Below are 22,873 nucleotides of genomic sequence, written 5' to 3'. Positions count from 1 at the left end.
AGCGTTTCTGACGGGTCGTCAATTGGTCGTGCGGGGGCGGGTTCCGTGGGCGCTCCGGGAACCCGGGGAGGGGGCCGGGCCGGTCTGGCAGGCCGGGCACCAGTAGGTGGGGCGCTCGCGGGAGCCGTCGCCCTGGTCGGCGAGGCGGATCGGGGTGCGGCAGCGCAGGCAGGGGCGGGGTGCGCGGCCGTAGACGTAGAGATCATGGTTGCGCAGGCCGGTGGTCTGGCGGACCACACGGTCGCGGTTGGCCTCCAGAAGACGCTGGGCGAGGCCGGGCAGGACCGCGACGCGGTCGGCGGGAAGCGCGCCGACGGGGAGCCAGGGGGTCGCGCCGAGCAGGAAGCAGAGCTCGCTCTTGTAGATGTTGCCGATCCCGGCGAGGTTGCGCTGGTCCAGCAGGGCCTCGCCGAGTGGGCGCGCGGGGTCCGCGAGGAGGTTGGCGAGGGCGCGGTCGGGGTTCCAGTCGGGGCCCAGCAGATCGGGGCCCAGGTGGCCCACGACGCGCTCCTCCTCGCCGGTGCGCAGGAACTCCAGGACCTGGAGGCGGTACCCGACGGCCGTGCGGTCGGCGGTGGCGAGCACCGCCCGGATCTGGTGCGCGGGGCCGCCCCGCCAGCGCTCACCGGTGCCGAAGACCTTCCAGGCGCCCTCCATCCGCAGGTGCGTGTGCAGGGTCAGGCCGCCCTCGAACCGGGTGAGCAGGTGCTTGCCGCGCGGGGTGGTGCCGAGGACGGTACGGCCGCTGAGGTCGACCGTGGCGTACTTGGGCACCCGGAAGTCGCTGCGGGTCAGCACCTGGCCGGAGAGCGCGTCGTGCAGGCGCCTCGCCGCCTGCCAGACCGTGTCACCTTCGGGCATGGGTCAAGGGTGGCACGAGGGGACGGGAGATGAGGTGCGCACCCTGGGTCACGCCCGCAGGCGCAGGCCGCGCGGGGTCGCGATGAAGCCCGCGGCCTCCAAAAGGGTGCCCAGCGGGGAGGTCAGGGCCGAGGCGCCGTTGACCCGCTCCACCGTCACCGTGCCGAGGGTGCCCGCGCGGGCGGCGGCCGCGAGGGCCTCCGCCGCCGTGCGCAGCCGGGGGTCGTCTGCGGCGGGCGTGTCCGGGGCGGCGGGCCAGGCGAGCAGGGTCTTGCCGCCGCGCTCCATGTAGAGGGTCAGCTCGCCGTCGACCAGGACCACCAGCGAGCCGGCTTTGCGGCCCGGTTTGTGTCCGGCTCCGGTCGGGGGCTCGGGCCAGGGGAGGGCGGCGCCGTAGGCGTTCGCCGGGTCGGCTGCGGCGAGGACCACGGCTCTGGGGTCGGGGGCCGCGGGCGTCCGGGTGTGGCGGTTGCCGTAGGCGTAGGGGTTCGCGGCGTAGGGGCCGGCGGGGCTGCCGCCTCGGGGGCCACCGTAGCCGGGGGAGGCGAACGGGTCGGCGGGGGCGAGGTCCTTGGGGGAGACGTAGTCGCCGGGGGCGGCGGGCGAGTCGGGCGGCCAGGTGAAGTCGCCGTCCAGGTCGAAGCCGGCCGGGTCGAAGGGGCCGAGGGGATCGAGGGAGTCGGCAGGTGCGCTGTGGCCGCCGTTCGGGCCCGAGAGCGCCGGGGCGCCGCCGGCTCCGGCGGGTCCGAAGCCGGTGCCGGGCAGGGCCTCGCCGCGGTCGCGGGCGTTGGACACCGCGCGCAGCCGGTCGACCGCGCCGTCCATGGCGAACTGGGCCGCACCCAGGCCCTCCACCACGTAACCCCGGCGCGCCTGGCCGCTGTCCTCGAACGCCGACAGGATCCGGTACACCGCCGAGAAGCCGCCCTCGACGCCCTCGGCCGCGACCGCGCCCCGGGTCACCACACCGTGCCGGTCGAGGAGGGTGCGGGCCAGGGCGTGGGCGCGCACGGTGGTGTCCGGCTCGCGCTGCGGCAGCAGCGACCAGCGCCCGGCCACGGTCGGCGGGCCGGTGCGGGAGGTGGGGCGGGCCGCGGCCGTCAGGGAGCCGTAGCGGCCACGCGGGACGGTGCGCTTGGCGCGGTGGGCGGTGGAGCCGGCGGTACGGCCCGAGCCGAGCAGGGCGCGCATCGGGGCCAGCGTGTCGTTGGTGAGCCGCCCGGACCAGGCCAGGTCCCAGACGACGTCGGCCAGTTGGGGATCGGTGGCGTCGGGGTGGGTGGTGGCGCGGACCTGGTCGGCGATCTGCCGGAAGAACAGGCCGTAGCCCCCGGAGAGGGCGTCGAGCACGGACTGGTGGAGGGCGGTGAGCTCCAGCGGGTGCGGCGGGGGGAGGAGCACGGGGGCCGCGTCCGCCAGATACAGGGAGACCCAGCCGTCCTTTCCGGGCAGGGCACCCGCGCCCGCCCACACGAGCTCGCCTGCCGCCGTGAGTTCGTCGAGCATCGCCGGCGAGTAGTTCGCCACGCGGGACGGCAGGACCAGCTTCTCCAGCGCCGACGCCGGTACGGAAGCGCCCTGCAACTGCTCCACGGCGCGCACCAGCCCGTCCACGCCGCGCAGCCCGTGCCCCTTGCCGATGTGCTGCCACTGCGGCAGGAACTGGGCGAGCGCGGCCGGTGCCACCGGCTCCAGCTCGTGCCGGAGCGCGGCCAGCGAACGGCGGCGCAGCCTGCGCAGCACCGCCGCGTCGCACCACTCCTGGCCGATGCCCGCCGGATGGAACTCGCCCTGCACCACCCGCCCGCCCGCGGCGAGCCGCTGCAGCGCGCCCTCCGTGACCGCCACCCCGAGCCCGAAACGGGCGGCCGCGGTGGCCGAGGTGAACGGGCCGTGGGTGCGCGCGTACCGCGCGAGGAGGTCGCCGAGCGGGTCCTTCACAGGCTCGGTGAAGGCCTCGGGGACGCCGACGGGCAGGGCGGTGCCGAGGGCGTCGCGCAGCCGGCCCGCGTCCTCGACCGCCGCCCAGTGCTCGGCCCCGGCGATCCGGACCTTGATGGCCCGCCGGGCGCGCGCCAGCTCCGCGGCCCACTGCGGCTCGGCACCCCGCTCCGCCAACTCGGCGTCCGTGAGCGGCCCGAGCATCCGCAGCACGTCGGCGACGCCCTCCGGGTCCTTGATCCGGCGGTCCTCGGCCAGCCACTGCAGCTCGCGCTCCAGCTCGGTCAGGACCTCCGCGTCGAGCAGCTCGCGCAGCTCCGCCTGGCCCAGCAGCTCGGCCAGCAGCCGGGAGTCCAGGGAGAGCGCGGCCGCGCGGCGCTCGGCGAGCGGGGAGTCACCCTCGTACAGGAACTGGGCGACGTAACCGAAGAGGAGGGAGCGGGCGAACGGGGACGGCTCCGGGGTGGTGACCTCGACCAGCCGGACCTTACGGGATTCGAGGTCGCCCATCAGCTCCACGAGCCCCGGCACGTCGAAGACGTCCTGGAGGCACTCGCGGACCGCCTCCAGGACGATCGGGAACGAGCCGAACTCGCTCGCCACCTGGAGCAGTTGCGCGGCGCGCTGGCGCTGCTGCCACAGCGGGGTGCGTTTGCCGGGGTTGCGGCGCGGCAGCAGCAGCGCGCGGGCGGCGCATTCACGGAACCGGGCGGCGAACAGGGCCGAGCCGCCGACCTGGTCGGTGACGATCTGGTCGACCTCGCCCTTGTCGAAGGCGACGTCCGCCGCGCCCACGGGGGCCTGTTCGGCGTCGTACTCCGTACCGGCCTTCATCGGGGCCTGGTCGAGCAGGTCGAGGCCCATCACGTCGGTGTCGGGCAGCCGCAGCACGATGCCGTCGTCGGCGTGCATGACCTGGGCGTCCATGCCGTACCGCTCGGAGAGACGGGCACCGAGGGCGAGCGCCCAGGGGGCGTGCACCTGGGCGCCGAAGGGGGAGTGGACGACGACCCGCCAGTCGCCCAGCTCGTCACGGAAGCGCTCGACCACGATCGTGCGGTCGTCGGGGACATGGCCGCAGGCCTCGCGCTGTTCGTCCAGGTACGACAGCACGTTGTCCGCCGCCCACGCGTCCAGGCCCGCCGCCAGCAGGCGCAGCCGGGCGTCGTCCTTGGGGAGCGCACCGACCTCGCGCAGGAACGCGCCGACCGCACGGCCCAGTTCGAGCGGACGGCCCAGCTGGTCGCCCTTCCAGAACGGGAGCCGGCCCGGGACGCCGGGGGCGGGGGAAACCAGGACCCGGTCACGCGTGATGTCCTCGATACGCCAGGAGCTGGTGCCCAGGGTGAAGACATCGCCCACCCGGGACTCGTACACCATCTCCTCGTCCAGCTCGCCGACCCGGCCGCCGCCCTTCTTGGGGTCGGCACCGGCCAGGAAGACGCCGAAGAGGCCGCGGTCGGGGATCGTGCCGCCCGAGGTGACGGCGAGGCGCTGGGCGCCGGGGCGGCCGGTGACCGTCCCCGCGACGCGGTCCCAGACCACACGCGGGCGCAGCTCGGCGAAAGCGTCCGACGGGTAGCGGCCCGCGAGCATGTCGAGGACCGCGGTGAACGCCGACTCCGGGAGCGACGCGAAGGGGGCCGCGCGGCGCACGGTGGTGAGCAGGTCGTCGACCTGCCAGGTGTCCAGCGACACCATCGCGACCAGCTGCTGGGCCAGCACGTCGAGGGGGTTGGCCGGAACCCGCAGGGACTCGATGGAACCGGTGCGCATCCGCTCGGTGACCACGGCCGCCTGCACCAGGTCGCCCCGGTACTTGGGGAAGACCACGCCGGTGGAGACCGCGCCGACCTGGTGTCCGGCGCGGCCGACGCGCTGCAGGCCGGAGGCGACCGACGGCGGGGACTCGACCTGGACGACCAGGTCCACCGCGCCCATGTCGATGCCCAGTTCGAGACTGGACGTGGCCACCACCGCGGGCAGCCGACCCGCCTTCAGGTCCTCCTCGACCAGCGCGCGCTGCTCCTTGGAGACCGAGCCGTGGTGCGCGCGGGCGAGGACCGGCGGGGCGCCCTGGGCCGCGCCCGAGCCGCCCATCAGCTCGGCCGGGGAGTGGTGCTCGTCCAGGGGCTCGCCGGTCACGCGCTCGTAGGCGATCTCGTTGAGCCGGTTGCACAGCCGCTCCGCCAGGCGGCGGGAGTTCGCGAACACGATCGTCGAGCGGTGGGCCTGCACCAGGTCGGCGATCCGCTCCTCCACATGCGGCCAGATGGACGGCTTCTCCGCGCCGTCGCCGTCGTCGGTGGCCGGGGACCCGCCCAGCTCTCCCATGTCCTCCACCGGGACGACGACGGAGAGGTCGAACTCCTTGCCGGACTTCGGCTGGACGATCTCCACCTTGCGGTGCGGGGAGAGGTAGCGGGCCACCTCGTCGACCGGGCGGACGGTCGCCGACAGGCCGATCCGGCGGGCCGGCTTCGGCAGCAGTTCGTCCAGCCGCTCCAGGGAGAGCGCGAGGTGTGCGCCGCGCTTGGTGCCGGCGACCGCGTGCACCTCGTCCAGGATCACCGTCTCGATGCCGGTCAGCGCGTCGCGCGTGGCCGACGTCAGCATCAGGAACAGGGACTCCGGGGTGGTGATCAGGATGTCCGGCGGGCGGGTGGACAGGGCGCGGCGCTCGGCGGCCGGGGTGTCGCCGGAGCGGATACCGACCCGCACCTCCGGCTCGGGCAGGCCCAGGCGCACGGACTCCTGGCGGATGCCGGTCAGCGGGCTGCGCAGGTTCCGCTCGACGTCGACCGCGAGGGCCTTGAGCGGCGACACGTACAGCACGCGGCAGCGCTTCTTCGGATCGGCCGGGGGCGGGGTGGCGGTGAGCTGGTCCAGGGCGGCGAGGAAGGCGGCCAGCGTCTTGCCTGAGCCGGTCGGCGCGACCACCAGCACGTCCGAGCCGGCGCCGATGGCCTGCCACGCGCCCGCCTGGGCCGCGGTGGGCGCGGAAAACGCCCCCGTGAACCAGCCGCGGGTCGCGGGGGAGAAGCCGTCGAGGGCCCGGTGTGCGGATTTCGCCATGGGTCAATCCTGCACCCGGGCACTGACAAACGGCCTGACCTGCGGAGATGCCCTCGGCTTCGCCATCGGTCCCGGTGTTTCCCAGCCGCACCACCCGTGACGGGGTCGCCGTCGGGTGCGGGTGACGCCCGTGGAGCGGCGGATCCGCCGCCGGCGGCTGCCGGAAGGCGGGCGGGGGATCAGCGGCTTGAGAAGAGCCGGACGAGGTGCCGCCTGCCGCCCTCTGACGTGCGCCCTCCCTCCTGTCCCGCCGGCGCCCGGCGCTGCCGACCCTCCCCGGCCTGTCACCCGTCGTCCTGTTCACCTGCCGCCGCGCCGGCGCTCGGTGCGGCGGCTCGCGTGCCGTCCAGCAGCGTGCCGTCGGTCCGTGCGCTGCGCTGCCGTCCATGAGAGAGACCCGGCCGAGGGCCGCCGGGTGTGCCGGGGCGGCTGACAATGGTCGTATGGCGGGATCGGACGAGCGGGCGCGGCACTGGCGGTACGAGGCGTTGCCCGGGGTTGACCTGCTGCGTGCCCGGTACATCAGGAAGACGTTCGTGCGGCACACCCACGAGCACTTCGTGATCGCGGCCATCGCGGACGGTGTCGAGGTCTTCCACCACCGGGGCTCCGACGTGTCGGCGGGGGCGGGGGCGCTCGCGCTGGTCAACCCGGACACCCCGCACACCGGGCGGGCCGGGGTGCCCGAGGGGTGGCGCTACGGGGCGGTCTACCCGGCGCCGGACCTCGTGACGGGGATCGCCGCCGAGACCACCGCGATCCGGGGCACCCCCGGCTTCGTCAGTCCTGTGCTCGACGACCCGTACAGCGTCGCCCTCGTGCACCGGGTGCTACGCGCCGCCGACGAGGGCAACGCGCTCGCCGCCGACACCCTGCTGAGGGTGGCGGTCACCCGGCTGCTGCGGCGCAACGGCGGTGCGCTCCCGCAGCGGCAGGTCCGTACCGCCGGGGCCCGGCTCGCGGCACGCGCGCGTGCGGTGCTGGAAGAGCGGATGGCCGAGCCGCCCACCCTGGAGCGGCTCGCCACCGACCTCGGCACCAGCCCCTTCGCGCTGCTGCGGGCGTTCCGCGACGCCTACGGCATGCCCCCGCACACCTGGCTGACCGACGCCCGGGTGCGCCGCGCCCAGCTGCTGCTGGACACCGGCACGGCACCCGCCGAGGCCGCCGTCGCCGTGGGCTTCACCGACCAGCCGCACCTCAACCGGCACTTCGCCCGGATCGTCGGCGTCCCGCCGGGCGCCTACCAGCGCGAGCGCAAGAACGTACAAGACGCACGGGACGGCCGTCCGTAGCGTCCTGGGGGTGGCACAGCAGACAGCACTCGCAGACATACGCGGCGACGGTGAGCCCAAGCCGGACTCCGCCGTCGTCAGGGACGCCCTCGGGGTCGGGGTCGCCGTGGGACTCTCCGGGTTCGCCTTCGGGGTGACCTCGGCAGGCAGCGGGCTCGGCCTGCTCCAGACCTGCGCGCTCAGCCTCCTGGTGTTCACCGGCGCCTCCCAGTTCGCCCTGGTGGGCGCGCTCGCGGCCGGCGGCAACCCGTTCACCGCGGCGGCCGGCGCCTTCTTCCTCGGGGTGCGCAACGCGTTCTACGGGCTGCGTCTCTCACAGGTGCTGGCCCTCCCGCGCGCGGTGCGGCCGTTCGCGGCCCAGTGGGTGATCGACGAGACCACCGCGGTCACCCTGGCCCAGCCGACACGGCGCGCCGCCCGGATCGGCTTCACCGTCACCGGGCTCAGCCTGTACGTGCTGTGGAACCTCACCACCCTGCTCGGCGCGCTCGGCGCCAAGGCCGTCGGGGACACCGGCGCCTGGGGCCTGGACGCGGCCGGACCCGCCGTCTTCCTGGCCCTGCTCGCCCCGATGCTGAAGACCACGACCGACCGCGCGGTCGCCGCCCTCGCGGTGCTGCTGGGACTCGGCCTGCTGCCCGTGCTCCCCGCCGGGGTGCCGGTCCTGGTGGCCGCGCTGGCGGCACCGGCCGCCCTGCTCGTCTCCGGCCTCCGCTGCGGCCGTGACCGTACCCGCGACGAGGCACCCGAGGAGACCCGGTGAACTTCTGGATCGCGATCGGCGCGACCGCCCTCGGCTGCTACGCCGTCAAGCTCGCCGGACTGCTGGTGCCCGCGGGGGTGCTGGAGCGACCGGTGGTACGACGGCTGGCCGCCCTGCTGCCCGTGGCCCTGCTCGCCGCCCTCACGGCCCAGCAGACGTTCGCCGACGGGCACGCGCTCGTGCTGGACGCCAGGGCCGCGGGCCTCGGGGCGGCCGCCGTCGCGCTGCTGCTGCGCGCGCCCTTCCTGGTCGTCGTCGGGGTCGCCGTGGTGGTCACGGCGGGGCTGCGGGCCGTCACCGGCTGAGACTTCCGCCACCCGGTTTCCCGCAGTCGTCGGTCAGCCCACGAAGCGGCCGTACGCCCTCAGCGTGTTCAGGGCCTCGATCGTCCCCCTGGAGCGGGCCTCCAGGGCGGCGGCCGGCGCCCACGGGTCCCGGCGGACCGGCCAGCCGCCGTCCGCCTCCTGCCCTGCGGTGAGGAAGTCGAGCGAGCGGGTCATCTCCTCGTCCGTGAACCACGCGCGCGCGAGCGAGTCCGGGGCCTTCGCGAAGTCGTGCGGGAAGTGGTGCTCGCCCGGGGCGTAGCCGGGTGCGACCGGGTACGCGTCGAGGCGCTCGGGGTCCAGCGCGGCCAGGCGCTGCTCGCGCACCAGCCGGCCCAGCCGGTCGGCGGTCGCCTCCGCCCGCGAGCGGTCGGGCACCGTGTCCAGGAAGACGACCGCGGCCTCGATCTCGCGGGGGTGCGACTTCTCCAGGTCCTCGATCGCCTGCCAGCAGAAGTCGGTGGCCCGGAACAGCCACGCGTGCCAGACCTCGTTGCGGTGCAGCAGGCCCACCACCGGGCCGGTGGCGAGCAGTGAGCCATGGGGGTGCCCCCGGCCGAGCGTGTTCGAGGCTGGGGGAGGGGCGTCGACGACCGGGACGAACGGTGCCGCCGGGTAGTCGCGTCGGTCCGGATGGACGGCCGGCAACGCCCCGTCGGCGGTGGAGACCGCCGTCAGATAGCGGCAGACGCGCTCCACCCGCTGCCCGCCGCACCGTCCGATGGCGTCCAGGACGCGCAGCGCGTGCCCGGCGTGCAGCGGCTGGCTCAGCGGGCCGCGCAGATCGGGCTCCAGCGCGTGCCCGTAGCCGCCGTCCTCGTTGCGGTAGGCGTCCAGCGCGATCTCCACGGGATCGGGCCCGCCGTTCAGGAAGTGGTACGCGAAGAGACGCTGCTCCAGCACGCGGGCGGTGAGCCACATGAACCGTTCGGCGCGGACGAGCGGGGAGTGTGCCGGGGGCGTAGGGGGGAGTGGGGAAGCTCCGGATTCGGCCATGCGCAAGACCGTAGGGCGGAAAGCGGTCTCGGCAGGCGCTCCCGGGCAGGGCCCACTCTCAGGGGCGGGATACTGGTTTCATGCGGTTGACGGTTTTCTGGCAGCGGATGGCGGAACACTTCGGTTCCGGGTACGCCGACACCTTCGCACGCGATCATGTGATGACGGAGCTCGGCGGGCTGACGGTGAACGAGGCGCTGGACGCCGGCTGGGCGGCCAAGGACGTGTGGCGCGTGGTCTGCACGGTCATGAACGTTCCGGGGGAGAGGCGCTGACCGTGCGCGAAGATCGGGGACAAGCCACGCGTTGTCAGTGGCGTAGGCGAGACTTGCACCGTGGTATCCACTGACGAGGACGGGCGGACCGCCCAGGACGCATCCCCGGCCGACACGGCCGACACGACGCCGCGCGCCGGATCACCGGCCGCCGGCGCCGCGGTGCCGGGCGCCCGCATGCCGCGCTGGCTGCCGCGCGCCATGGTGCTGGCACTCGCCCTCGTCGCCGCCTTCCAGCTGGGCAGCTGGGCCTTCCACCAGCTCACCGGCCTGCTGATCAACATCCTCATCGCGTTCTTCCTGGCGCTCGCCATCGAGCCCGCGGTGAGCTGGATGGCCTCCCGCGGCATGCGCCGGGGCTTCGCGACCTTCCTGGTCTTCCTCGGCCTGGCGATCGTCACGGCGGGGTTCATCACCCTGCTCGGCTCGATGCTGGCCGGGCAGATCATCAAGATCGTCGAAGACTTCCCCGACTACCTGGACTCGGTCATCAACTGGGTCAACCACACCTTCCACACCGAACTGAAGCGGGTCGACGTCCAGGAGGGCCTGCTGCACTCCGACTGGCTGCGCAAGTACGCGCAGAACAGCGCGGCCGGCGCGCTCGACGTGTCCGGGCAGGTGCTCGGCGGCCTCTTCCAGTTGCTGACGATCACGCTGTTCGCCTTCTACTTCGCCGCCGACGGCCCCCGGCTGCGCCGCACCCTGTGCTCCGTGCTGCCGCCCGCCCGCCAGGCCGAGGTGCTGCGCGCCTGGGAGATCGCCGTCGACAAGACCGGCGGCTACCTGTACTCGCGCGGTGTGATGGCGCTGATCTCCGGGATCGCGCACTACATCCTGCTGGAGGCCCTCGGCGTGCCGTACGCGCCCGTGCTGGGCGTGTGGGTCGGGCTGGTCTCGCAGTTCATCCCCACCATCGGCACCTATCTCGCGGGCGCCTTGCCGATGCTGATCGCGTTCACCGTCAACCCGCTGTACGCGGTGTGGGTGCTGGTGTTCGTCGTGATCTACCAGCAGTTCGAGAACTACATGCTGCAGCCCAAGCTGACCTCCAAGTCGGTCGACATCCACCCGGCGGTCGCCTTCGGCTCGGTCATCGCAGGCACCGCGCTCCTCGGCGCGGTCGGCGCGCTGATCGCCATCCCGGCGGTCGCCACCCTCCAGGCGTTCCTGAGCGCCTATGTGAAGCGGTACGACGTCACCGACGACCCCCGGGTGCAGGGGCACCGGCGCCGGAACACGGGCGGCCCCGGGCTGCGCACGCGCGCACGGCGCCTGACGCAGCGCCTTATATGGCAGCGGCCGGCCGAGGAACCGGAGTCCGAGGGGGGCTCGGCCTGACGGCCGCCGCGGTCAGCAGGTGAGTCGCGGTCAGTGGGTGAGTCGCGGCCAGTGGGTGAACCGCGGTCAGTAGGTGACGACCGCCCATACCCCGGCGGCGGCCACGGCCACCGCGTAGCAGCCCACCGCCGAGGCGACGACCCGCCACCGGGTCCGCTCGCTCCAACCGGTGCGTGCCACCAGCCAGGCCAAGGCCGGCAGGACCAGCACCGCGTGCAGGCTGACCGCGTGCAGCGGCTTGAGCGGGGCCGTCGAGTCGTACGCCGCCTCCTGGTGTCCGGTCCGGACGAGCACCACCCCGCGCGCGATCATCGCCGCTCCCGAGGCCAGCGCCACCAGCAGCACCGCGAACCCGGAGCGCACGGCGAGCGCCATGCCCGCGGGACCGGCCGGCCGGTGCCGGAAGGCCGCCACCGCGAAGACGGTGAGCAGCACCACCAGGACCCCGCCGCCCACCGCGAGCATCATGGACACCGAGGTGTCGAAGGGCGTCTCCATGTCGAGGTGCGAGGGCACCCGGCGCCACGCCTGCAGGGTGATCCCGCCGACCTCCACCACACAGTCGGCGGCGAACACGAGCAGCAGGACGGTCCGCAGCCGCTCCCCGACCCTCAGGTAGGAGGTGACCCAGGTGACCGCCATCAGCGTCAGACCGAAGGAGAGCCCGAAGGTGACGGGCTTGCGCCAGGAGACCGGCCCGTACCAGGGGCCGCCGTCGACCGCGAACACCACCAGATGCGCCAGACCGGAGAGGGCGAGGAGCACGCCGGTCACGTGACAGAGACGCTCGGCGGGACGCACCCGGGCCAGGAACCCGGCCGGCGGGTTCGCCCTTGGCCTGCGGGGCGGACTCTTCAGGGAGGAGGACATGCGCCCAGCCTCCCGGCGCCCGCCCGCGCGGTCGTCGTCCGGCCGAAGACACCCGCCGTACGCCTTGCGGAGTAGGGGGCCCAGGGGTGGTCAGGAGACCGTGGCGGCCGGCGGGGTCCACCGCCGGGTGCGGGGGACCGTGCCCGTGACGCCGTAGTCCTTCTTGAGGTGTTCGGGGATGGCGTAGTGCATGACGCGGCCACGGGTGAGCGAGGACAGTTCGAGAACGGTCGTGAGGTGGCCGAGGCGGTCGAGGGCCCAGGCGCCCAGCGGGGAGCGGTCCTCGATGGTCTCCAGGACGCCGAGGAGGTGCGGTACGGCCTTGACGACGGTGTCCCACGGGGTGCGCGGCACCTCCAGCCAGTCGGCGCAGGTGTCGCCGACCAGGTGGCGGATCAGGGCGGAGACGATCGGGTCGAAGAAGGTGCCGGGGACGACCTCCTCGTACAGGTCGATGAGCTGCCGGGTCAGGACCGCGCCCTCCTCGGAGGGCCCCATGTGCCGGACCATGTACAGGTCGAGGAAGGCGCGTGCCTCTTCGAGGGTCTTCGGGACGGCCTCCTGGTCGACGCCGAGCATGGCGCCCACCACCCGCCACGCGTAGTAGTACGCCTCCGCGCCCTCCGTGGACAGGTGGATGCCCAGCCGGTGCAGGCTGTCGAGGACCAGCATGGAGAAGAACATCTGGCCGCCGATCATGTCCTCCTGGCAGATCGGCGTGCCGAGTGCCTCGGTGTCCCAGCGGTTCTCGCGCCTGAGGTGGTGCCGGATCGAGGCGTGCAGCAGGCGCACCTTCTGGGCGGCCGGGACGAAGCGGCTGCCGGCCTCGAAGGCGTCGGGGCGCATGAGGTAGACGGTGAACTGACCGGTCTCCGCCATGCGCTTGGACGGGTACTTCAGCCCGTGGGTGGCCGACAGCAGCTTCGCCACGCGCGGGACGACGTAACAGGCGGGCATGGCGGCGAAGGAGAGCGCGGTCGAGATGTGCACGTTGTTGTCGATGAAGAACAGCCGGGCCTTCTCCATCTCGCCCCAGTCCACCCAGGACGGCGGCACCCGGGTGGCCTCCAGGTACTCCCGCGCGACCTCGGGCAGCCCGTCCGGCAGGGGCGCGCCGGCGGTGGAGACGTAGCGCATCAGGGTGTTGAACGTGCCCACCTCCCCGCGCTCGAAGAGTGCGGCGACCGTGGCGTCGGCGAGTTCGTCACCGGCGTGCCGCAGGGTGTCCAGCGAGGCCTCGGTGTGGATCACGGCAGGGCTCCTTGTCATCGCGGGTCGCGCGGGTGTCGCGGGGTGTCCAGAGGTGTCGCGGGGTGTGGTCCCGGGCCACCCGTGGGGGTCAGGACAGGCGGGTCGCGGCCGAGTGGGCCAGCGTGGTCAGCGCGTCGGCGGCGGGGGCCGGCACGTTCAGTCCGTGGAGGGCGTCGAGGGCTTCCGCGACCCGCGCGCCGATCATGTGCTCGATCCGGTCGGGCGCCCCGAGCCGGCACATCACCTCGCGGACCGCGTCCAGGCCGTCCGCGTCCAGATCACGGCTGCCGAGCAGTGCGCCCAGCCGCTCCCGGTCGTCGGCACGGGCGAGGCGCCAGGTCTCCGCGAGCAGGGCGGTGGGCCGGTGGCCGCGCACGTCGTCGGCGTTGGCCTTGCCGGTGTGCTCCGGTGCCCCGAACAGGCCGAGCAGGTCGTCGCGGAGCTGGAAGGCCTCGCCCAGCGGCAGCCCGTACGCGGAGTAGCCCTCGCGCAGCCGCTCCCCGGCTCCGGCCAGGGCGCCGCCGATCAACAGCGGCTGCTCGACCGTGTACTTGGCGGTCTTGTAGCGGATCACCTTCAGCGAGGCCGTGGTGTCCGGACCGGCTCCGGTGCGCAGGATCTCCAGGCACTCGCCCGCGATCAGCTCCCTGGCCAGCACCGACCACAGGGGGCGGGCCCGGGCGAGGTAGGCGGCGGGCAGCCCGCAGGTCGCGAACAGCTGCCCGGCCAGTGACATCAGCAGATCGCCCACGAGCATCGCCAGCGACCGCGCGGTGTCGTCGGCGCGCGGACGGTCCTGTACGGCGGCACGCAGGGCGACGTGCGGAGTGGGGCGGCCGTGCCGCAGGGGGCTGTCGTCGATGAGGTCGTCGTGGACGACGGCGGCGGCGTGCACCAGTTCCATGGAGGCCGCCGCCCGCACCAGCGCGTCGCTGTCCGGCTGGCCCACCGCGCGCCAGCCCCAGTAGCAGAACGCCGCCCGCAGCCGTTTGCCGTCCGCGGCCGCCGCCTCCAGCTGCTCGGCCACCGGTCCCAGGAGCGGGTCGACCGCCGCGAACAGGCCGGCCTCCTCGGCGACGAACCGGCGCAGTACGTCGTCGACGCGGCTCTTGAAGGCGGCCGCGTCCCAGCGGTCAGTCATCGCCGGCGGTCCGCCGGGCCAGGGCGTGCCGGGCGAGGATCTCCAGATGGGCCGGGGGCACGGCCGCGTACCGGTCCAGGACCAGGCGCCCCCGTGCGGTGAGGTCGTGCTCGGCCTCCGCCGCCAGCGCGCCGGCGTCCGAGCGGCGCAGCAGCCCCCGCAACGTCCCGAAGGCGGTGCCCACGGTGCTCACGGCCAGGTCGGCCAGCCCCGCCGCCAGCAGCACGGCCTGCTCGTCCAGGCCGCGTCGTCCCGTCTCACGTGTCATGCGCTCTCCCACCCACGGCACCCAGGGGCGGCGCTCTCCCCGGCCGCCTCTTCGAGCATCGCCGCACGGCGGGCGCGGGCAGGCGGAAACTCACGATCGGGTGAACACCGCGCCGGGTGGTGCGGACCACCGCCCCGCGGTCCGGCTTCCGGCTGCCGCCCCCGGCGTGCCGCGCGCTCCGGCACGTGTGCCGTGTACGCCCGGAGCCCGTGGCGGAGCGGTGGATGGGCAGCGGACGGGGGGTGGGTGAGTGGTGGGTGAGCGGTGGGTGAGCACCCTGCGGGGAAGTGGCGGGAGTACCGCGTGGTGCGCTTGACACGAAAATCGAACATCCATTCTTATGGAGGCTCCGGAACGGCTCACGACGGGGATCCCGGCGGCGTTTCGACATGGTTTCGGCGGATACATCCCCGAGTTGTCCACAGGTCGAACCGGCGGCGGGGCGCATTGTCAGTGGCAGGCGTTAGCGTCTTTGACGTGAAGCGATCGACTCAAGCAAACCGGGTGGAACCCATGGCAGGAACCGACCGCGAGAAGGCGCTCGACGCCGCGCTCGCACAGATTGAACGGCAGTTCGGCAAGGGCGCGGTCATGCGCATGGGCGAGCGGGCCAAGGAGCCCATCGAGGTCATCTCGACCGGCTCGACCGCGCTCGACGTCGCCCTCGGTGTCGGTGGCCTGCCGCGCGGCCGTGTGGTGGAGATCTACGGACCGGAGTCCTCCGGTAAGACCACCCTGACCCTGCACGCCGTGGCCAACGCCCAGAAGGCGGGCGGCCAGGTCGCGTTCGTGGACGCGGAGCACGCCCTCGACCCCGAGTACGCGCAGAAGCTCGGCGTCGACATCGACAACCTGATCCTCTCCCAGCCCGACAACGGCGAGCAGGCCCTGGAGATCGTGGACATGCTGGTCCGCTCCGGCGCCCTCGACCTCATCGTCATCGACTCCGTCGCGGCGCTCGTCCCGCGCGCGGAGATCGAGGGCGAGATGGGCGACAGCCACGTCGGTCTCCAGGCCCGCCTGATGAGCCAGGCGCTGCGGAAGATCACCAGCGCGCTCAACCAGTCCAAGACCACCGCGATCTTCATCAACCAGCTCCGCGAGAAGATCGGTGTGATGTTCGGCTCCCCGGAGACCACGACCGGTGGCCGCGCCCTGAAGTTCTACGCCTCGGTGCGTATCGACATCCGCCGCATCGAGACCCTGAAGGACGGCACCGAGGCGGTCGGCAACCGCACCCGGGTCAAGGTCGTCAAGAACAAGGTCGCGCCGCCCTTCAAGCAGGCCGAGTTCGACATCCTCTACGGCCAGGGCATCAGCCGCGAGGGCGGTCTGATCGACATGGGCGTGGAGCACGGCTTCGTCCGCAAGGCCGGCGCCTGGTACACGTACGAGGGCGACCAGCTCGGCCAGGGCAAGGAGAACGCGCGCAACTTCCTGAAGGACAACCCCGACCTGGCCAACGAGATCGAGAAGAAGATCAAGGAGAAGCTGGGCGTCGGTGTCCGCCCGGAGACGCCCGCCGCCGAGCCGGGCGCGGACGCGGCGGTCACCGCCACCGCGGCCCCGGACGACGCCGCGAAGACGGTGCCGGCCCCGGCCGCCGCCAAGGTCACCAAGCCCAAGGCCGCCGCCGCCAAGAGCTGACGCCGTGACACGACGAACCGACTGGGCCGACCACGAGTACGCGTCCCCCGGTGCCCCCCGGGGGAGGGGCACCGGGGGCGACCCGGGCTCCGCCGGGGACGGTGACGAGGCCTACGGCACGGGCGGCGCCGACGGGGGATACGGGGCGGACGGCACGTACGGCGACGGCCTGGGCAGGCCCCGCGGGCACGGGTCACCCGGCCGTGGCTCGCGGAAGCCCGGCACGCGACGCCGGCGCGGCTTCGGGGAGCCGTCCGGTGAGGACGGGGGTTCCTCCTCCTCGTCGAGGGCCGAGCAGGGGGAACCTCCAGCGGACCCGGCTGAGCGGGCGCGGGCGATCTGTCTGCGCCTGCTCACCGGGACCCCGCGCACCCGGAAACAGCTCGCGGACGCCCTGCGCAAGCGGGAGATCCCGGACGACGTCGTCGAGGAGGTGCTGTCCCGGTTCGAGGAGGTCGGGCTGATCAACGACAGCGCGTTCGCGGACGCCTGGGTGGAGTCCCGGCACCACGGCCGGGGACTGGCCCGGCGCGCGCTCGCCCAGGAACTGCGCACCAAGGGCGTCGACTCGGCGCTCATCGACGAGGCGGTCGCCCAGCTCGACTCCGAGCAGGAGGAGGAGACGGCCCGCGACCTCGTCGCCCGCAAGCTCCGCTCCACCCGGGGCCTCGACCGCGACAGACGGATCCGCCGCCTCGCCGGCATGCTCGCCCGCAAGGGATACCCGGAAGGCATGGCCCTCCGGGTCGTGCGGCGGGCACTGGAGGAGGAGGGCGAGGACACGGAGTTCCTGGAGGGCGGGGACTTCTGACGGGCCGACAGGCTTGAGGGGGTTGGGCTGACGGGGTGGGGTTAACCCCCTCCCAAGACGCCGGACCACCGCAGTGCCCGCGCAGCCCCGCGTGGACGAGCGTGTACGCCATGATGCTGCGCTACGCCCTCAAGACCGTCCGCGCCCGCAAGGCCGGGTTTCTCGGTGCCTTCCTCGCCCTGCTGTGTGCGGCCGCGCTGATCTCCGCGTGTGGCACGCTCCTCGATACAGGACTGCGCGGCACGATCCGCACCGAGCGCTACGCGGCAACCCCCGTCGTGGTCTCCGCCGACCAGTACGTTCACCGAACCACCGTCAAGCACAAGCACGGCAAGACCAAGGTCAAGCACAAGGCGAAACCCGTCGCCGAGCGCGCCTGGCTGCCGGCCGGCCTGGAAACCAGACTCGCCCGCACGCCCGGTGTCGCCCGGGTCGTGCCCGAAATGACCTTCCTGGCCCAGCCGTTGACCCCGGCCGGTACCGGCGGCCGTAGCGCCTACGGACACGCCTGGGAGTCCGCCGCGCTCACTCCGTACCGCCTGGTCTCCGGTACGGCCCCGAAGGCCGCCACCGACCTGGTCATCGACCGCGATCTCGCCGCACGCGCCCACCTGCGAACCGGCGACGCCCTCACCGTGCAGTCGACACAGGCCCCGCGCGCCTACCGGATCACCGGAGTCGCCGCCCCGGCCACGGACGTGCGCCACCAGACGGCCCTCTTCTTCTCCGCCGCCGAGGCCCGCAGACTGGCCGCACATCCCGGGCAGGTCACCGCGTTCGGCGTGCTGCCCGCACACGGCACAGACCCGGAACGGCTGAAGCAAGCCGTGACGCGGACACTGCGCGGCACCACGGCCCAGGTCTCCACCGGGGACGCCCGTGGCACCGCCGAGTTCCTGGACGCGGCCGCCGCCCGGGTCCGGCTGGTCAGCATGGGCGGTGCCATGGGAGGGACCTCGCTGCTCGTGGCGGTCCTGGTGGTGGTCGGCACCTTCGCGCTCACCGTGCAGCAGCGCCACCGAGAACTAGCCCTGCTGCGCGCCATCGCCGCCACGCCGGGACAGATCCGCCGGGTGCTCGGCCGCGAGGCCCTGATCATCGGTGTGGTCGCCGGCACGCTCGGCGCACTCCTCGGCCTGCCGCTGGGCGCCTGGCTGCACGGCAGGTTCGTGGCACTCGGCGCCGTACCCGCCACGCTTCAGCACACCACTGGAGTCGTCCCGCCCCTCGCCGCGCTCGCCGCGACCCTGGCCGGCGCCTGGACGGCCGCCCGCATCGCCTCACGGCGCATCACCCGGATCCGGCCCACCGAGGCGCTGGCCGAGTCCCGCGTCGAGCCCGCCCGGCCCGCCCGGGGCAGGATCGCCGCCGGCCTGCTGCTGCTCGCCGGTGGAGCCGTCCTCGTCGTGCTGCTCACCTCCCTGCGTACCGAACCCGCCTCGACCCCCGTCACCTTCCTCGCCGTCGTGGTCCTCGCCACCTCCGTCGCCCTGCTCGGTCCGCTGCTGGTCAGGGTGGCCGCACTGCTGCTCGCCGGCCCGCTGCGGCTCACCGGTCACGGTGGCCGGCTCGCCACCGCCAACCTGCGCGGCAACGCCGCTCGGATGGCCTCCGTCGTCACCCCGCTCACCCTGCTCATCGGCATGACCTGCACCGTGCTGTTCGTCCAGGCCACCCTCGACGACGCCGCCCGCGCCCAGGCCCGCGCCGGGGTCACCGCCGACTGGGTCGTCGCCGCCCGGGGACCCGGCGTACCGGCAGCGGCGGCACGGCGGTTGCGCGCGCACCACGACACGGCCACCGAAGTGGTCCGTACGACCGTCCGCATCGGACTCGACAAGTACCCGGCCCAGGGCGTAACCCCCGAGGGCCTCGCCCGCACCTGGGACCCCGAGGTCACCGCCGGCTCCCTCGGCCGGCTCACCGACCGCACCGTCGCCGTCAGCGAACTGGCCGCCGATCAGCACCATCTGAGGCCCGGCAGCACCCTGAAACTCACCCTCGGCGACGGCACGCCCGCCACGCTCACCGTCGCCGCCGTCTACGCCCGGGGTCTGGGCTTCGGCGACCTCACCTTCGCCCACGACCTCGTCTCGCCCCACGTGGACGACCCGCTCGCGTCCTCCGTCCTCGTGCGCACCGCCCGCACACATGCACAACTCGCGACTACGCTGCGTGAGTTCCCAGGGCTGGACATTCTCTCGCCGACCGCCGCCGACTCGCTCCAGGCCCACCGTCGGCAGGACAACGCCGAGGTCGACTTCCTGGCCATGGGGCTGGTCCTCGCCTTCACCGCCATCGCCGTCGTCAACACGATCGCCATGTCGATCGCGGACCGCGTGCGAGAGTTCGCGCTGCTCCGGCTGGCCGGCGCCACCCGCCGTCAGGTGTTGCGCATGCTGCGCACGGAGGTGCTGTCCGTGCTGACGCTCGCCACGGCGCTCGGCAGCGGCATCGCGCTAGCCGTACTGACCGCCTTCAGTGTCGGCATGACGGGCCGCGCCGCGCCGACCGTCACGCCATTGCTGTACGTGACGGTCGTAGCAACCGCCGGTCTGCTCGCCCTGATGGCTTCGGTCCTTCCTGGGCGGGTGGCGCTGCGGGTGCCGGCGGCGACGGCGAAGGACTAGGCGCGACTGGGCGCTCCGCCGGAAGCGCCGCGATGCGCCGTCTGCCGGTCTGCCGGTCTGCCGTCTGCGACGCCGTCGCCGGATCGCCTCAGAGGCCACCGGGCGCGTTCCGGTCGACGGGCTGGACGATGACGCCGCCGGGGTCGGTGACCTGGAAGGCTCGCTCGCCCCACGGCTCCTCGCGCAGGAGGACAGCGCGGTGGACGACGAGCAGGGGCGGGCGGCCAATGCCCCCTGCTCGACAAGGTTCTCGACCCGCTTGCCTACCCCACCGCCGCCCGTGTCGGCACGGCGGCGGGCACCGCGCCCGGTGCCGCGTACGGCCGCGGTCACGCCTGGGAGTCCGGCCTCGGCCGGGTGCTCGACGCTCTCGGCGCGCTCGGCGACAGCCGTACGGATCCGACCGGGACCGGGGAGCCGTAGGGACTAGGACGACGGGGGTGTGACCGGCAGGCCTGCCGTCTTCCATGCCTGGAAGCCGCCGACCAGGTCCGTCGCCCGGTGCAGGCCCAGCTGGTGCAGGGAGGCGGCGGCCAGGCTGGAGGCGTAGCCCTCGTTGCAGATCACGACGACCCGGAGGTCGTGGCCGGTGGCCTCCGGAGCCCTGTGGCTGCCCTGCGGGTCCAGGCGCCACTCCAGTTCGTTGCGCTCTATGACGAGCGCACCGGGTATCACCCCGTCCCGCTCGCGCAGCGCCGCGTACCGGATGTCGACGAGCAGGGCCTCACCGGTGTCCGCCGCGTCGTACGCCTCCTGCGCCTCGACGCGCCGGTAGCCCGCGCGCACCCGCTCGAGCAGCTCGTCGATGCCCACCGGACGCGGCTCCACCGGTCCCGTGCCGCTCACTGCCAGTCCTCCGGGCGCTCGACCTGCTCCAGGCGCAGTACCTGTCCGGTGCGGCTGTAGCGGCGGATCCGCGGCAGCGGCGGGTAGTAGGCGTGGACGGAGACCGCGTGGTGCTGGGTGGACTCGTTGAGCACCTCGTGGACGTGGTCGCGGCCGAAGGAGCGGCCCTTCCCGGCCGGCAGCCGGCGCTCGCGGTCGACGCCCTCGGAGAGTTCCAGGGTCTTCCAGCCGTCGGTGGGCAGCCGGGTGGCCAGTGAGTACTCCTTCAGCTCGCCGGTGGCGGTGAGGAAGGCGCCGACCGACTCGGCGTGGTCGTGCCAGCCGGTGCCGGAGCCGGGCGGCCAGCCGATCAGCCAGGCCTCGCTGCCGGCGGGGCCGTCGAGCCGTACCCAGGTGCGGCCCTCGGGGTCGAGCGGGAGCGAGGCGATCAGCTCGGCGTCGGCGGCCGTGCGCCGTACGAAGTCGAGGAGGTCCGCCTGGGTGGGCGCGGCGCCGGGCGCGGGGGCGGACGAGGAAACGGAGGACGACGAGAGAGAAGCAGACACGTGCACCGATCCTGATGAGGGTTCGCAGAAGCGGGCGCAGACGGCGCCCGGAGAGAGAAAGAGGAATGCGAAGTCAGCAGGACGGAAGACACACGCAGCCCGCATAGCGGACCAGGTCCACATGGACCTTCCGCCACAGGCGCACAGTGGTGTCGTTCACGATGCGGAGTACACCATGCCGGTGCAAGCCGGTCAACTCAGCGTCACATGGTGGACGGCGGCCGCACGGGACCGTCGTCACCGTCCGGTGGAGCCGGCCTGAGCTCCGGCCTCCGCTTCCGTCCGCTCCGTCTGCGCCGCCGTCGGCGCCTGCTCCGTCCCGCCCTTGTCCTTGCCGCCCAGCGTCGCCTCGGCCGCCGCGTACAGGTCGGCCGGGCGGACCCCGTTGAGGGCGGTGACCAGGTGGCCGTCGGGGCGTACGAGCAGCACCGTGTGCGCCGGGGCGCCCGGGTAGGCCTCGGCGACCAGCAGCTCGGCGGGGTGTGGCAGCGCGGTCACGGCCGCCGCCAGCCGCGGCATGATCCCGGCGGAGACCCAGTGCTTGCGGTCCCACACCCCCGTACCGGGCGCGATCAGGACGACGAGCAGCGCGCCGCGGCCGAGGCGGGAGCGCAGCTGCACGAAGGTGCCGTCCTCCGCGGTGACCCGGACATCGGTGACCGGTGTCCCCGGCCGCGTGTCGACCGGGATCTCGTGCTCCAGGTGCCGGGGGGCGAGGGGCGAGTCGGCGTACGCCCCCGGCGCACCGAGCGGACCGTGCCCCAGGTGACCTTCGGTGAGGAGCGCGTCGTGCCCCCGGGACGCGCCGGGGACGAACCCGCGCAGCCCGCCGCCGCCGCGCAGCACCGGCAGTGCGTGGTCGGCGGCGCGCAGCCGGGCGGCGACCACCGCGCGCCGCTCGGTCTGGTAACTGTCGAGCAACGCCTCGTGCGGGCCGTGGTGCCAGGCCGGGGCCAGCTTCCAGGCGAGGTTGTCCACGTCGCGCAGCCCCTCGTCGAGGCCGTGCGTCCCGAGCGCGCCGAGCAGGTGCGCGGCGTCCCCGGCGACGAACACCCGGCCCACCCGCCATCGGCGGGCGAGTCGGTGGTGGACGGTGTGGACGCCGGTGTCGAGCAGGTCGTACGGCGGGGTGGTGCCGCCCGTCCAGCCCGCGAGGGTCTCGCGGATCCGGGTCACCAGCAGCTCCGGCGTGACCAGGTCCTTGCCGGGCGGCAGCAGCCAGTCCAGGCGCCACACGCCGTCCGGGAGGGGGCGGGCGGTCACCTCCCCGGCCGAGGGCCCGGACGTCCGCCACGGCGGTGTCCGATGGAGCAACGCCTGGCCGGGCCAAGGAAGTTCCGTGCGCAGCGCGGCGACCGCGTGCCGTTCCACCGCCGTACGGCCCGGGAACCGGATGTCCAGGAGCTTGCGTACGGTCGAGCGGGGGCCGTCGCAGCCCACCAGGTAACTGCCGCGCCACCAGGTGCCCTTGAGGCCGCGGGTGTGCGCGGTGACGCCGGAGCGCTCCTGCTCGACGGCGTCCAGGCGGCTGTCGGTGGCGACCTTGACCAGCGGTTCCTCGGAGATCGCGGCGCGCAGGGCGTTGGTCAGCACGTGCTGGGCGACGTGCAGCGGGGACGGCTCGGCGGCGTCGTCGAAGACGACCTCGCGCAGCAGTTGCCGGCGCCGCATCGACCGCCAGCCGGTCCAGCGGGCGCCCAGCTCCTCCAGCGGGGTGCCGGACAGGCGCGTCACCAGGGCGGCGGTGTCCTCGCGGAGCACGACCGTGCGCGCCGGGCGCGGCTCGTCCTTGCCCGGGCCCTCGTCCAGGACGACGGACGGCACCTCCTGGCGGGCCAGCGCCAGGGCGAGCGTGAGCCCGACGGGCCCCGCTCCGACGATGATCACCGGGTCCACGGCGCGGCGCCCCCTGCCCGTACGTACGTCCCGACGGACACAGTTGAACAGATTGTTGGAGCAGGGTGCACGATCACAGAACGTATGCAACAGACTGG

The 22,873-nt window shown here is 73.8% G+C and carries 17 protein-coding genes and 2 pseudogenes; 8 read left to right on the top strand and 11 right to left on the bottom strand.

Annotated elements, in window-relative coordinates; genetic code table 11:
- Positions 1-18: 18 nt before the first annotated feature.
- The gene (locus BLW82_RS11800) at positions 19-861 is read right to left on the bottom strand and encodes an Fpg/Nei family DNA glycosylase (RefSeq protein WP_093498748.1); all 843 of its coding nucleotides are present in this window, start codon (positions 859-861) and stop codon (positions 19-21) included.
- Between the two features lie 48 nt (positions 862-909).
- Entirely contained in the window at positions 910-5,877 is a 4,968-nt protein-coding gene (locus BLW82_RS11795; RefSeq protein WP_093498747.1) for an ATP-dependent helicase, read from the bottom strand.
- Between the two features lie 443 nt (positions 5,878-6,320).
- Here BLW82_RS11795 and BLW82_RS11790 point away from each other — a divergent pair.
- The 3 genes and pseudogenes from BLW82_RS11790 to BLW82_RS11780 all read left to right on the top strand — a co-directional run.
- A pseudogene (locus tag BLW82_RS11790) lies at positions 6,321-7,154 on the top strand (AraC family transcriptional regulator); the annotation flags it as partial.
- A 28-nt stretch (positions 7,155-7,182) separates the two neighbouring features.
- The gene (locus BLW82_RS11785) at positions 7,183-7,935 is read left to right on the top strand and encodes an AzlC family ABC transporter permease (protein WP_093498745.1); all 753 of its coding nucleotides are present in this window, start codon (positions 7,183-7,185) and stop codon (positions 7,933-7,935) included.
- Positions 7,932-8,240, top strand: a complete 309-nt coding sequence (locus BLW82_RS11780; protein ID WP_093498744.1) for an AzlD domain-containing protein — start codon at positions 7,932-7,934, stop codon at positions 8,238-8,240. The genes BLW82_RS11785 and BLW82_RS11780 overlap by 4 nt, the downstream gene beginning before the upstream one ends.
- Positions 8,241-8,273: 33 nt before the next feature.
- Here BLW82_RS11780 and BLW82_RS11775 read toward each other — a convergent pair whose 3' ends face one another.
- Positions 8,274-9,254, bottom strand: a complete 981-nt coding sequence (locus BLW82_RS11775; RefSeq protein ID WP_093498743.1) for a hypothetical protein — start codon at positions 9,252-9,254, stop codon at positions 8,274-8,276.
- A gap of 80 nt (positions 9,255-9,334) precedes the next feature.
- Between BLW82_RS11775 and BLW82_RS11770 the strand changes: the two genes are divergently transcribed.
- Together BLW82_RS11770 and BLW82_RS11765 are read left to right on the top strand one after the other, a co-directional pair.
- Entirely contained in the window at positions 9,335-9,529 is a 195-nt protein-coding gene (locus tag BLW82_RS11770; RefSeq protein WP_093498742.1) for a DUF3046 domain-containing protein, read from the top strand.
- Positions 9,530-9,589: 60 nt separating this feature from the next.
- Positions 9,590-10,870, top strand: coding sequence for an AI-2E family transporter (locus BLW82_RS11765; protein ID WP_093498741.1), 1,281 nt, complete (start codon positions 9,590-9,592; stop codon positions 10,868-10,870).
- Between the two features lie 66 nt (positions 10,871-10,936).
- Here BLW82_RS11765 and BLW82_RS11760 read toward each other — a convergent pair whose 3' ends face one another.
- The 4 genes from BLW82_RS11760 to BLW82_RS11745 form a co-directional block, all read right to left on the bottom strand.
- Complete coding sequence (locus tag BLW82_RS11760; RefSeq protein WP_256215765.1) at positions 10,937-11,740, bottom strand: hypothetical protein; 804 nt, start codon at positions 11,738-11,740, stop codon at positions 10,937-10,939.
- Positions 11,741-11,830: 90 nt separating this feature from the next.
- On the bottom strand, positions 11,831-12,991 hold the full coding sequence (locus BLW82_RS11755; RefSeq protein WP_093498740.1) for an oxygenase MpaB family protein: 1,161 nt from the start codon (positions 12,989-12,991) through the stop codon (positions 11,831-11,833).
- A gap of 88 nt (positions 12,992-13,079) precedes the next feature.
- Positions 13,080-14,132, bottom strand: a complete 1,053-nt coding sequence (locus BLW82_RS11750; RefSeq protein WP_093498739.1) for a polyprenyl synthetase family protein — start codon at positions 14,130-14,132, stop codon at positions 13,080-13,082.
- Positions 14,125-14,400, bottom strand: a complete 276-nt coding sequence (locus tag BLW82_RS11745) for a polyprenyl synthetase (RefSeq protein ID WP_093498738.1) — start codon at positions 14,398-14,400, stop codon at positions 14,125-14,127. The genes BLW82_RS11750 and BLW82_RS11745 overlap by 8 nt, the downstream gene beginning before the upstream one ends.
- A 513-nt stretch (positions 14,401-14,913) precedes the next feature.
- Between BLW82_RS11745 and recA the strand changes: the two genes are divergently transcribed.
- From recA to BLW82_RS11730, 3 genes are all read left to right on the top strand, one after another.
- Entirely contained in the window at positions 14,914-16,047 is a 1,134-nt protein-coding gene (recA, locus tag BLW82_RS11740; RefSeq protein ID WP_093498737.1) for a recombinase RecA, read from the top strand.
- 4 nt (positions 16,048-16,051) lie between these two features.
- Positions 16,052-16,858: a recombination regulator RecX gene (gene recX, locus BLW82_RS11735; protein ID WP_093498736.1), complete on the top strand. Its 807-nt coding sequence runs from the start codon at positions 16,052-16,054 to the stop codon at positions 16,856-16,858.
- 110 nt (positions 16,859-16,968) lie between these two features.
- Positions 16,969-19,488: an ABC transporter permease gene (locus tag BLW82_RS11730; RefSeq protein WP_093508005.1), complete on the top strand. Its 2,520-nt coding sequence runs from the start codon at positions 16,969-16,971 to the stop codon at positions 19,486-19,488.
- 88 nt (positions 19,489-19,576) lie between these two features.
- On the opposite strand, the pseudogene BLW82_RS45365 reads toward BLW82_RS11730, so the two are convergent.
- The 4 genes and pseudogenes from BLW82_RS45365 to BLW82_RS11715 form a co-directional block, all read right to left on the bottom strand.
- Positions 19,577-19,675, bottom strand: a pseudogene (locus BLW82_RS45365) (glyoxalase); the annotation flags it as partial.
- A gap of 239 nt (positions 19,676-19,914) precedes the next feature.
- Complete coding sequence (locus BLW82_RS11725) at positions 19,915-20,340, bottom strand: rhodanese-like domain-containing protein (RefSeq protein WP_371131488.1); 426 nt, start codon at positions 20,338-20,340, stop codon at positions 19,915-19,917.
- A complete protein-coding gene (locus BLW82_RS11720) occupies positions 20,331-20,879 on the bottom strand; it encodes a cupin domain-containing protein (protein WP_093498734.1) in 549 nt (182 codons plus the stop codon). Before BLW82_RS11720 ends, BLW82_RS11725 begins: the two co-directional genes overlap by 10 nt.
- Positions 20,880-21,116: 237 nt before the next feature.
- The gene (locus tag BLW82_RS11715; RefSeq protein ID WP_093498733.1) at positions 21,117-22,775 is read right to left on the bottom strand and encodes an FAD-dependent monooxygenase; all 1,659 of its coding nucleotides are present in this window, start codon (positions 22,773-22,775) and stop codon (positions 21,117-21,119) included.
- Between the last annotated feature and the right edge of the window lie 98 nt (positions 22,776-22,873).

This window comes from Streptomyces sp. Ag109_O5-10 (assembly GCF_900105755.1).
GTDB lineage: Bacteria > Actinomycetota > Actinomycetes > Streptomycetales > Streptomycetaceae > Streptomyces.
The sequence above is the reverse complement of the archived record's forward strand: the minus strand, read 5'-3'. Positions and strand labels throughout refer to the sequence as shown.

Coding starts and splice junctions, on each gene's coding strand:
- BLW82_RS11730 (WP_093508005.1), top strand. CDS start 16,969: ATGATGCTGCGCTACGCCCTCAAGACCGTCCGCGCCCGCAAGGCCGGG.
- BLW82_RS11750 (WP_093498739.1), bottom strand. CDS start 14,132: ATGACTGACCGCTGGGACGCGGCCGCCTTCAAGAGCCGCGTCGACGAC.
- recA (WP_093498737.1), top strand. CDS start 14,914: ATGGCAGGAACCGACCGCGAGAAGGCGCTCGACGCCGCGCTCGCACAG.
- BLW82_RS11800 (WP_093498748.1), bottom strand. CDS start 861: ATGCCCGAAGGTGACACGGTCTGGCAGGCGGCGAGGCGCCTGCACGAC.
- BLW82_RS11760 (WP_256215765.1), bottom strand. CDS start 11,740: ATGTCCTCCTCCCTGAAGAGTCCGCCCCGCAGGCCAAGGGCGAACCCG.
- BLW82_RS11775 (WP_093498743.1), bottom strand. CDS start 9,254: ATGGCCGAATCCGGAGCTTCCCCACTCCCCCCTACGCCCCCGGCACAC.
- BLW82_RS11770 (WP_093498742.1), top strand. CDS start 9,335: ATGCGGTTGACGGTTTTCTGGCAGCGGATGGCGGAACACTTCGGTTCC.
- BLW82_RS11795 (WP_093498747.1), bottom strand. CDS start 5,877: ATGGCGAAATCCGCACACCGGGCCCTCGACGGCTTCTCCCCCGCGACC.
- BLW82_RS11745 (WP_093498738.1), bottom strand. CDS start 14,400: ATGACACGTGAGACGGGACGACGCGGCCTGGACGAGCAGGCCGTGCTG.